This is a genomic window from Xenophilus sp., assembly GCF_044462705.1.
In the GTDB taxonomy this organism is placed as follows: Bacteria; Pseudomonadota; Gammaproteobacteria; order Burkholderiales; family Burkholderiaceae_C; genus Xenophilus; species Xenophilus azovorans.
In genome coordinates this window covers 1-8,720 of record NZ_JBIQNC010000195.1, presented here as the reverse complement: position 1 = coordinate 8,720, position 8,720 = coordinate 1, and the positions used below count along the sequence as shown (strand labels likewise).

10 protein-coding genes and 1 tRNA gene are annotated in these 8,720 nt (G+C 69.3%); 6 read left to right on the top strand and 5 right to left on the bottom strand.

The genetic code is table 11. The features are described from left to right. The 5 genes from ACIY1X_RS21650 to ACIY1X_RS21630 all read right to left on the bottom strand — a co-directional run bounded on the left by ACIY1X_RS21650 (window position 1) and on the right by ACIY1X_RS21630 (window position 4,077). Window positions 1-85 (bottom strand) — tRNA-Leu (locus tag ACIY1X_RS21650). A gap of 96 nt (window positions 86-181) precedes the next feature. Then, window positions 182-856 carry a DNA-3-methyladenine glycosylase family protein gene (locus tag ACIY1X_RS21645; protein WP_399684600.1) on the bottom strand — a complete coding sequence of 225 codons (675 nt, stop codon included), beginning with the start codon at window positions 854-856 and terminating at the stop codon, window positions 182-184. A gap of 20 nt (window positions 857-876) precedes the next feature. Beyond that, window positions 877-2,085: an SRPBCC family protein gene (locus tag ACIY1X_RS21640; protein WP_399684597.1), complete on the bottom strand. Its 1,209-nt coding sequence runs from the start codon at window positions 2,083-2,085 to the stop codon at window positions 877-879. Between the two features lie 142 nt (window positions 2,086-2,227). Beyond that, window positions 2,228-2,869, bottom strand: coding sequence for a response regulator (locus tag ACIY1X_RS21635; protein WP_399684595.1), 642 nt, complete (start codon window positions 2,867-2,869; stop codon window positions 2,228-2,230). Then, window positions 2,866-4,077: a sensor histidine kinase gene (locus ACIY1X_RS21630; protein WP_399684593.1), complete on the bottom strand. Its 1,212-nt coding sequence runs from the start codon at window positions 4,075-4,077 to the stop codon at window positions 2,866-2,868. Before ACIY1X_RS21630 ends, ACIY1X_RS21635 begins: the two co-directional genes overlap by 4 nt. A gap of 144 nt (window positions 4,078-4,221) precedes the next feature. Here ACIY1X_RS21630 and ACIY1X_RS21625 point away from each other — a divergent pair, with 144 nt between their 5' ends. The 6 genes from ACIY1X_RS21625 to ACIY1X_RS21600 form a co-directional block, all read left to right on the top strand. After that, on the top strand, window positions 4,222-4,830 hold the full coding sequence (locus tag ACIY1X_RS21625; protein WP_399684590.1) for a GNAT family N-acetyltransferase: 609 nt from the start codon (window positions 4,222-4,224) through the stop codon (window positions 4,828-4,830). Window positions 4,831-4,832: 2 nt separating this feature from the next. Continuing rightward, entirely contained in the window at window positions 4,833-5,666 is an 834-nt protein-coding gene (gene minC / locus ACIY1X_RS21620) for a septum site-determining protein MinC (protein WP_399684587.1), read from the top strand. 62 nt (window positions 5,667-5,728) lie between these two features. Then, on the top strand, window positions 5,729-6,538 hold the full coding sequence (gene minD / locus ACIY1X_RS21615; RefSeq protein WP_399684584.1) for a septum site-determining protein MinD: 810 nt from the start codon (window positions 5,729-5,731) through the stop codon (window positions 6,536-6,538). Window positions 6,539-6,541: 3 nt separating this feature from the next. Next, window positions 6,542-6,805 carry a cell division topological specificity factor MinE gene (gene minE, locus ACIY1X_RS21610; protein WP_399684581.1) on the top strand — a complete coding sequence of 88 codons (264 nt, stop codon included), beginning with the start codon at window positions 6,542-6,544 and terminating at the stop codon, window positions 6,803-6,805. Between the two features lie 37 nt (window positions 6,806-6,842). Beyond that, on the top strand, window positions 6,843-7,349 hold the full coding sequence (locus tag ACIY1X_RS21605) for a hypothetical protein (RefSeq protein WP_399684579.1): 507 nt from the start codon (window positions 6,843-6,845) through the stop codon (window positions 7,347-7,349). A gap of 45 nt (window positions 7,350-7,394) precedes the next feature. Continuing rightward, window positions 7,395-8,720: M2 family metallopeptidase (locus ACIY1X_RS21600; protein WP_399684577.1), on the top strand; the 1,326-nt coding region annotated here is incomplete at its 3' end.

Below are 8,720 nucleotides of genomic sequence, written 5' to 3'. Positions count from 1 at the left end.
TGGTGCCCAGGAGAGGACTCGAACCTCCACGGTTTTACCCGCTAGTACCTGAAACTAGTGCGTCTACCAATTCCGCCACCTGGGCAGGTGCGAGCCGCGCATTTTCGGGGTCGGCAGGCGCATTGTCAATGGCAGGCAAGGCCTGTCGCAGCTTCCGCCGCTCCAACAAGATCCCGGGCATTCAACCTTGCGAGCGCGGGGTGGGCGTTTTCGCGGCCGAGGCCTGGTCGGCGATGCGCCACAGGTACAGGCTGGCGTAGGTGCGGTACGGGCCCCAACGCTCGCCGCGGGCAGCGAGTTCCTTCGGCTTGGGCATCTCCGCCAGCTTGTCGACGGCCTGGGCGCCCTTGCGGATGCCCAGGTCGTCCACCGGCAGGATGTCCGGGCGGCCGAGGCGGAACATCAGCATCATTTCCACGGTCCAGCGCCCGATGCCGCGGATCGGCACCAGCGCGGCGATGATCGCGTCCTCGTCCATGGCCGCCATCTGCCGCAGCGTCGGGATCTCGCCGGCCGCCTCGCGCCGGGCCAGGTCGCGCAGGGCCAGGGTCTTGTTGCCGGAGGCGCCGCATGCGCGCAGGCCGGCGTCGTCGATGCGCGCCAGGGTGTCGCAGTGAAAGCGGTCGCTGCCGATCGCCGCCTCGATCCGGCCGACGATGGTCGCCGCGGCCTTGCCGCTGAGCTGCTGGTACATGATCGCGCGGGCGAGCGCATCCACCGGGTCGAAGCGCTTGCGCCAGCGCGGATCGGGCCCGATCGGCCCCAGGCGGCGCATCCAGGCGCCCAGCTTGCGGTCGCGCTTCTCCAGATACGCGAACGCGGCTCCGGTATCGAAGCCGCGCGCGTATCGGGTCATCGGGCTTTTGCCCTCCGGCCTTACTTGATCATCCAGTAGACGTCGTACTCGCCTTCGGCGGTGAACGCCTTGTCGATGCCGTTCTTGTAGACCTCGAACGGACGCCCGATGGCGTCCTCGCCCTGGGTCATGGTCCAGGCGCGCAGCGCCTTGCGGACGTTCTCCAGTTCGGCCATGTAGCCGCGGTAGGTCGCGGTGGACGCGCGGCCGCCCTCGGTGCGCAGGTACTGCACCGGGCCCAGCAACTCGAGGCCGGTCAGCGGCTCGCCAGCGGCGGCGACGATCTTCGCGCGCGGCATGTTGGCCTTCTTCGCGTTCGCATCGGCTTCGCCTTCCGCAGCGGCGTCGGCGACGGCCTCGTCGGCGGCGGGCTGTTCGGCGGCGGCGTCCTCGTCGGCACCTTCCTCGACGGCGGCATCGGCTCGACGCACCGGAACGGCGACGTCGAAGGTGTAGTTCTCGCGGCCGAAGTCGCTGGTCACGATCCGCATCGGGCCGGTGGCGACCAGGTTGTTCGCCTTGATCGTGCGGTTGATCCACTCCAGATCGGCCTTCATGGCGTTCTGGATCTTGAGGTTGTTGCGCTCGATCGCACCGGCGCTGACGACCAGCAGGTCCTCGGCCGGCAGCTCGACGAACTGCAGGTCGGACATGGTGCTGCCCTGCACCGCGTAGTCGGTGTTCGGCACCTGGGCGAGCATGTTCGCCAGGCGGTCGAGGCCGAGCTTCATGTCGTCGCCGACGTGGCGGCTGACGTACAGGCCGGCGTAGCGGCCCATCAGGTCCCAACCGTACTCGACGTCGTAGTTCTGGGTGATCTCGACGTTGCGGCCACCGCGGCCCGTGGGCTTCAGGTGGAAGGTCATGGTCTTGTCGTGGCCGCGCTGCTGGTTTTCCAACGCGTAGGTGACGCTGCGGCGCGGCTCGGACGCGACGATCTTCCAGCTGCCGTCGCCGACCTGCGGGTTGTCCGAATCGTAGGCCATGGTGGCGCCGACGCCGGAGGCCGGCCCGGAGAAGGTGAGATCCATCTTCGGATCGCGCAGCACCAGCGGGTTCCAGTCGGGGAACCGGCGCAGGCTGTTGAGCGTGTCGTAGACGATGGTCATCTTGCGGTTCGTCTCGACCTTTTCCTCGAGATGACGGCTGGACGGCAGCACCAGCGCCACCAGCAGGAACAGGGCGGCGCAGATCGCCAGGGAAATCAGGATCTCGATCAGGCGGGTCATTCAGGGTCTCCAGGGGGGCCCGGCGGCCTTGGCCGGGGGCGCAGACCCCTAATCGTAGCAGCCGGGCGCGGGTCGGCTCCACCGTTTTCCGGGCGGGGGCAGCCGACCATGGGTCGGCGCTACATGATGGAATGGGTCGGCGCTACACCAATTGGAGCTCGAAGGCTTTCAGCACCGCACGGGTGCGGTCACGGACGCCGAGCTTGGACAGGATGTTGGACACGTGGTTCTTGATCGTGCCCTCGGCCACGCCCAGCGAATTGGCGATTTCCTTGTTCGAGAAGCCCGAGGCCATCAGCCGCAGGATCTCGGTCTCGCGGTCGGTGAGCGGGTCCGGGCGGTCCAGGCTGACGAACTCGTTGCGCATGTGCTCCAGGCCCGACAGCAGGCGCTGGGTCACCGCCGGCTGCACCAGCGAGCCGCCGGCGGCCACGGTCTGGATGGCGCCCACCAGCTGCTCCAGCGAGACGTCCTTGAGCAGATAGCCCTTGGCCCCGGCCTTGAGCCCGGCCAGCACCAGCTGGTCGTCGTCGAAGGTGGTGAGGATGATGGTCGGCGGCAGCGCGTCGATCCGCGCCAGGGCCTGCAGCGCCTCCAGGCCCGACATCGCCGGCATGCGCATGTCCATCAGGACCACGTCCGGCTTGAGCCCGGGGATCAGTTCGAGCGCCTGCTTGCCGTCGGCGGCTTCGCCGACGACTTCCATGCCCTCGGCGAGCGCCAGCAGCGAGCGGATGCCCTGGCGCACCAGGGTTTGGTCGTCGACCAGGCAGATGCGGATCATGCAGCTTCTCCAGCGAGTTTCCTGATGGGAGGCGGGCCCTGGTCGAGGGGCAGCCGGATGTCGAGCACGAAGCCGGCGCCGGGACGGGTCGAGATGTCGACCGCGCCGCCGTACGCGGCCAGCCGCTCGCGCATGCCCCTGAGCCCGTTGCCGGCCACCGGGGATTCGGCCCCACGGCCGTCGTCGCGGGCCAGCAGCCGCACCGCCCCGTCGTCCCAAGCGTAATCCAGGCGCAACTCGGTGGCACCGGCGTGGCGCACCGAGTTGGTGATGATTTCCTGGGTGCAGCGCAGGAGCACGTGGGCCCGCTCGGGATCGTCGAGCAGGAACGGCTCCGGCATGTCCATTTCGATCCGCAGGCCGGCGACGTGATCGGCCAGCGGCGCCAGGGTCGCGACCATGTCGATCGCGTCGTCGGTGCGCAGCCGGCTCACCGCTTCGCGCACGTCGCTCAGCAGCAGCTTGGCCAGGGTGTGGGCCTGGTTGACGTGTTCCTGCGCGCGGCCCTCCACCAGGTGCCCGGCAACTTCCAGGTTGAGGCTCAGCGCGGTCAGGTGGTGGCCCAGCAGGTCGTGCAGTTCCCTTGAAATGCGCGTCCGCTCGTTGACCCGGGCGCTCTCCGCCAGCAGCGCGCGGGTGGCGCGCAGCTCGGCATTCAGCCGGCGCTGGTCCTCGCGCGCCTGGGCCTGCTGCCGCGCGACCAGGCTGGTCACGAACACGAACATGCAGAACCCGCCGTAGAGCATGGACTGCATCAGCGCGTCGGCCCAGGGGAAGCCGAAGCCGTGCACGTAAACCGGCGCGATCGAGAACTGGCTGACCACCAGCGCGGCGACGCCCAGCGGCAGCGGCAGCAGCCACGGCAGCACGCAGGCCACCACCATCAGCAGGATCGAGCCCAGGCCGGTGGCGCTGTAGTAGCAGATGGCCACCGCGCTGGCGATCAGCATCGCCAGCAGGACATAGTCCGCGCGCCCCACCCGCCGCGCGCCCAGGGCCCGGGTCAGCCACGAGTAGCACAAGCCGAACAGGAAATAGGCCAGCCAGGCCTGCCAGCCGACCCGCGCCGGGGCGCCCAGGGCGTCGCCCAGGTCGAGCCCGTCGGGGACCGGCTCCAGCCACAGCGTGGCCAGCGGCCAGCCCACCATCAGCCAGGTGAACAGGCCGGCGTAGCGGAGCAGCCGGCTGTGGTTCAGTCGCGCGAACATGCGGCATCTTAGGCCCAGAAAGCCCGGAGTTGGGTCCCACGAAAGTCATGCCGGGCCCGTCCGCGGGGCACTGGCGGCGGTCGCCCCGACGCGGGCCGCATGCGATAATCCCGCTGCTTGCAGTCCACGAAGCCGGAGTCAGGAATGTCGATCGCCATCCGCGACGTGCGCGAGCACGAGCTGGATTCCGTCCTTGCCCTCAACAACGCCGCAGGCCCGACGATCCTGCCGCTGGACGCGGCCCGACTCCGCCGCTTCTTCGCCGACGCCGAATACTTCCGCATTGCCGAGCGCGACGGGATGCTGGCCGGTTTCCTGGTGGGTTTCGGCTCGGAGTCCGGGCACGACAGCAGCAACTTCCGCTGGTTCCGCGAGCGCCATCCGGACTTCTTCTACATCGACCGCATCGTGGTCGCCAGCCGCCGCCGCGGCGGCGGCGTCGGCCGCGCGCTGTACGCCGACGTGCAGAGCTACGCGGAACTGCGCTATCCCCTGCTCGCCTGCGAGGTATTCCTGGACGCCGACAGCGATCCGGCGCTGCTGTTCCATGGCAGCTTCGGCTTCCGCGAGGTCGGCCAGCACGTGATGCCTGGCGAGGGCGGCCAGCCCGGGCCCCGCGCCTCGATGCAGCTCAAGGAGATGTGCAGCTATCCGTGGGTCAGGGAGACGTACGGCGGGCACCTGCCCGACGTGCCCTGGATCGCCGCGCCGCGCAACGCCGATCCGGGCGAATCGCGCCTGACCGGGACCTGAGAATGGCCCCGGCACGCATGGACTACGAGCCCGCGGGGGAACTGAAGATCGGCCAGGTCGGCATCGCCAACCTGCGCGTGAAAACCCTCGACATCGAGCGCCTGGCGGCGGAAATGCGCGAGCGCGTGGCGCGCGCGCCCAAGCTGTTCGCGCGCGCGGCGGTGGTGCTGGATTTCGGCGGCCTGTCGGACACGCCCGACCGGGCCACCGCGCAGGCCTTGGTGGATGCCCTGCGCGAGGCCGGGGTGCTGCCGGTGGCGCTGGCCTACGGCACCTCCGCGAACGACGCCCTGGCCCAGGCCCTGGGCCTGCCGCTGCTGGCCAAGTTCCGCGCCTCCTACGAGCGCGCCGGCGGCGGGGAGTCCCATCCTGTGGGAGCGGCTCCTGTGGGAGCGGCGGAAGCCGCGACGGCCCATGCCCCGACCTCCACCCGGCAGGCGCCTGCGGCGCCTGTCGCGGCTTCCGCCGCTCCCACAAGGGAACCCGCGCCGGTCGCACCCACCGGCGAGCCCGGCCTGGTCCAGGCGGCGCCGGTGCGCTCGGGGCAGCAGCTGTACGCCGAGAACCGCGACCTGACCGTGCTTTCGGCGGTGGGCGCCGGCGCCGAGGTGATCGCCGACGGCTCGATCCACATCTACGGCCCGCTGCGCGGGCGCGCGCTCGCCGGCGCGCAGGGCAACGTGAAGGCCCGGATCTTCTGCCGCGCATTCCACGCCGAGCTGGTCGCCGTGGCCGGGCATTACAAGGTGCTCGACGAGCTGCCCAGGGAGCTGCGCGGCAAGCCCGCGCAGGTCTGGCTGGAAGGCGACCAGTTGCGCGTTGAAGCGATGGAATAGAACATCACCCCCGGTACAACGACACATCCACGCAACGCACCCAAGCGCTCCGGAGAATCCACTTGGCTGAAATCATCGTAGTCACGTCCGGCAAGGGCGGCGTCGGCAAGACCACCACCAGCGCCAGCCTCGCCAGCGGCCTCGCCCGCAAGGGCAAGAAGGTCGCGGTCATCGACTTCGACGTGGGCCTGCGCAACCTCGACCTGATCATGGGCTGCGAGCGGCGCGTGGTCTACGACTTCGTCAACGTGATCCAGGGCGAGGCCTCGCTGAAACAGGCCCTGATCAAGGACAAGCGCTTCGACAACCTGTTCGTGCTGGCTGCCTCGCAGACCCGCGACAAGGACGCGCTGACCAAGGAAGGCGTCGAGAAGGTGCTCAAGGACCTCGCCGACGACGGCTTCGACTACATCGTCTGCGACTCGCCGGCCGGCATCGAGAAAGGCGCGTTCCTGGCCATGTACTTCGCCGACCAGGCGGTGGTGGTGGTCAACCCGGAAGTCTCGAGCGTGCGCGACTCCGACCGCATCCTCGGCCTGCTCGCCTCCAAGACCCGCCGCGCCGAGAACGGCGAGCGCGTCGCCGAGCACCTGCTGCTGACCCGCTACAGCCCCGCGCGGGTGGAGAGCGGCGAAATGCTGTCGGTGACCGACGTGGAGGAAGTGCTCGGCCTCAAGACCATTGGCGTCATCCCCGAATCCGGCGACGTGCTCAACGCCTCCAACAAGGGAGAACCCGTCATCCTCGACCTCGAATCCACGGCCGGACAGGCCTACGACGACGCCGTCGCCCGCCTCATGGGCGAGGAGCGGCCGATGCGCTTCACCCAGATGGAAAAGAAGGGCTTCCTCAGCAAGCTCTTCGGGGGTTGAGGCATGGGCATGTTCGATTTCCTGAGGGCGAAGAAGAACACCGCCTCGATCGCCAAGGATCGCCTGCGCATCATTATCGCCCAGGAGCGCAGTACCCATGGCGGCCCGGACTACCTGCCGCTGCTGCGCCGGGAGCTGCTGGAAGTGATCCGCAAGTACGTCAACGTGGATGTCGAGGCGGTCAAGGTCGACCTGGTCAAGGACGGCGAGCACGACGTGCTCGACATTTCGGTGTCGCTGCCGGACGGGCGCGCCGCGACGGCGTGATGGCCCGTAGAGCCGACCCATGGTCGGCTGCACTCCTGTGAGCGCCGACGCCGACCATGGGTCGGCTCTACAGGGTGTGCTGCTGCTGGCCGACATTCCCCTGGAGCCCGTCGCCGCGCTCCTCTCGCGCCATGGCCTGCGCCTGGAACTCGTCGCCGACGGCGCGCCGATTCCGGGCAGCTACTGGGGCGAACCGGAGGCGGGGCTGATCGGCCACACGGTGTACGCCCGCGCCGACACCCCGGTGCACTCGCTGCTGCACGAGGCCGCGCACCTGATCGTCGCCCCGCCCGAGCGCCGCGCCGGCATCCACACCGACGCCAGCGACTCGATCGAGGAAGAGGACGCGGTGTGCGTGCTGCAGTCGCTGCTCGGCGACGCGCTGCCCGGGGTCGGCGCCGCGCGGGTGCTGGCCGACATGGACGCCTGGGGTTACACCTTCCGCCTGGGCTCGGCCGCGGCCTATGTCGCCCGGGACGCCGATGAGGCCTGGGCCTGGCTCCAGCGCGCCGGGCTCGTGACCCCGGACCGCCGCCTCGTGTAGCCTCACTGGTCCATTTCCGTCCCAATCCGTCGAGGGAACCGCGCCATGAAGCCCTGGCCCCTGAAGCCGACCCTGCTCGCGGTCGCGATCGCCGCCACCACGCTCACCTTCACCGCCTGCAAGCGCACGCCCACCGAGGGCGAAGCCGCCGCCCCCGCCAGCACCGCGCCGGCCAACGAGACCGCCGACCAGTTCATCGCCCGGGTCAACCGCGAAATGCGCGAGGACTACGCGGAGCTCAGTTCCGCGCAATGGCTGTCCTCGACCTACATCAACAGCGACAGCGAACTGGTCGCGGCCAAGGCCAACGAGCGCTGGCTGACCCGGCTCAACGGCTGGATCGAACAGGCCCGGCGCTTCGAGGGCAAGCCGATGTCCGGGGACACGGCGCGGGCGATGACCCTGCTCAAGCTGATGACCGCGATGCCGGCCCCGCGCGATCCGCAGAAGCTCGCCGAGCTCACCCGCATCGCCACGAAGATGGAAGGCATGTACGGCGCCGGCAAGTACTGCACCGACCCTGGCGACGAAAAGACCTGCCGCCAGCTCGGCGAACTCGAGGACGTGCTGCGCGACAACCGCGACTACGACGCCCAGCTCGAGGCCTGGCGCGGCTGGCACACCATCTCCAAGCCGATGCGCGAGGACTACGTGCGCTTCGTCCAGCTGGTGAACGAAGGCGCCAAGGACATGGGCTTCGCCGACGCCGGCGAACTGTGGCGCGCCGGCTACGACATGCCGCCGGCGCAGATCGCGGCCGAGACCGACCGCCTGTGGGGCCAGGTCAAGCCGCTGTACGAGCAGCTGCACTGCTACACCCGCACCCGCCTGGAAGCGACCTACGGGGTCGAGAAGGGCGAAGTGGCCGGCGGCATGCTGCCCGCGCACCTGATGGGCAACATGTGGCAGCAGGACTGGAGCAACCTGTGGGACCTGCTGCAGCCGTACAAGGACGCCGGCGGCCTGGACATCACCGGCGCGCTGCAGTCGCGGTACCAGCAGGACTACACCGCGATGCTGGCCAGCCATGCCGGCGTGCCCGCTCCCGCCGATCTGGTGGAGATCGAGCGCGACGCGCAGCTCAAGACCGCCAAGGACATGACCCGCCGCGCCGAGGACTTCTACACCTCGCTGGGCATGCCGAAGCTGCCGGACAGCTACTGGGAAAAGAGCCAGTTCATCAAGCCGCGCGACCGCGACGTGGTCTGCCACGCCAGCGCCTGGGACATGAACCTCGGCGGCAGCCCCGCGAAGGAAGGCCAGGAGGCGGTCGGTCCCGACGTGCGCACCAAGATGTGCATCAAGCCGAACGAGGAAGACTTCACCACCATCTACCACGAGCTCGGCCACGTCTATTACTACCTGGCCTAC

Bases quoted from the DNA above. Each gene is read 5' to 3' on its own strand.
- ACIY1X_RS21625 (WP_399684590.1), top strand. From the start codon at position 4,222: ATGTCGATCGCCATCCGCGACGTGCGCGAGCACGAGCTGGATTCCGTC.
- minC (WP_399684587.1), top strand. From the start codon at position 4,833: ATGGCCCCGGCACGCATGGACTACGAGCCCGCGGGGGAACTGAAGATC.
- ACIY1X_RS21640 (WP_399684597.1), bottom strand. From the start codon at position 2,085: ATGACCCGCCTGATCGAGATCCTGATTTCCCTGGCGATCTGCGCCGCC.
- ACIY1X_RS21645 (WP_399684600.1), bottom strand. From the start codon at position 856: ATGACCCGATACGCGCGCGGCTTCGATACCGGAGCCGCGTTCGCGTAT.
- ACIY1X_RS21630 (WP_399684593.1), bottom strand. From the start codon at position 4,077: ATGTTCGCGCGACTGAACCACAGCCGGCTGCTCCGCTACGCCGGCCTG.
- minE (WP_399684581.1), top strand. From the start codon at position 6,542: ATGGGCATGTTCGATTTCCTGAGGGCGAAGAAGAACACCGCCTCGATC.
- ACIY1X_RS21635 (WP_399684595.1), bottom strand. From the start codon at position 2,869: ATGATCCGCATCTGCCTGGTCGACGACCAAACCCTGGTGCGCCAGGGC.